Raw genomic sequence first — 784 nt, 5'->3', positions numbered from 1 at the left:
TAGGGTCCAGACTCATTGATCGTCAAAGCCAGAAGATGACGGTTGCGGCGAGGGCGACGGCGGAGAGGAAGGTCTTTGCGCATCGGTCGTATCGGGTTGCAACGCGGCGCCAGTCCTTCAATCGGCCGAACATGATCTCGATCCGGTTGCGACGCCGATAACGTCTTTTGTCGTAGCGGATTGCCTTTCCGCGCGACTTCCGACCGGGGATGCAGGGGCGTATCCCCTTGTCTTTCAACGCGTCCCGGAACCAGTCGGCGTCATAGCCCCGGTCAGCGAGCATCCATTCGGCAGCGGGCAGACTGCCCAGCAGGGCTGCAGCGCCGGTGTAGTCGCTGACTTGGCCTGCGGTCATGAAGAACTTGAGCGGACGCCCCTTCGCATCGGTTACGGCATGCAATTTGGTGTTCAACCCGCCCTTCGTGCGCCCGATCAGGCGCCCGCGCTGAACATCGGGCCCCCCTTTTTCGCCCGCAGGCTCGAAGCCGTGCGGTGCGCCTTCAAATAGGTCGCGTCGATCATGATGGTCTTCTGCTCGGTGCCCTCGGAGGCGAGCCCGTCCATCATACGGGCAAAGACACCCATGTCCCCCCACCGCTTCCATCGGTTGGAGAGCGTCTTCGGTGGGCCATACTCCTTGGGCGCATCACACCAACGCAAGCCATTGCGATTGATGAAGATTATGCCGCTCAAAACCCGCCGATCATCGACCCGTGGCTTGCCATGGCTCTTTGGAAAGAACGGTCTCAGCCGCTCCATCTGCGCGTCCGTCAACCAGAATAGA

At 61.1% G+C, this 784-nt stretch carries 1 protein-coding gene; it reads right to left on the bottom strand.

What is annotated here, in order from left to right; all coding sequences use genetic code 11:
* Window positions 1–22: 22 nt before the first annotated feature.
* A protein-coding gene (locus tag V6590_RS20805; protein ID WP_335425628.1) for an IS5 family transposase occupies window positions 23–784 on the bottom strand; the annotation gives its coding sequence in 2 pieces (ribosomal slippage) (window positions 23–456 and window positions 456–784; 763 coding nt annotated over the 2 pieces). This gene is flagged as partial in the annotation.

This window comes from Gemmobacter denitrificans (assembly GCF_036964905.1).
Lineage (GTDB): Bacteria > Pseudomonadota > Alphaproteobacteria > Rhodobacterales > Rhodobacteraceae > Gemmobacter > Gemmobacter denitrificans.
The sequence above is the reverse complement of the archived record's forward strand: the minus strand, read 5'-3'. Positions and strand labels throughout refer to the sequence as shown.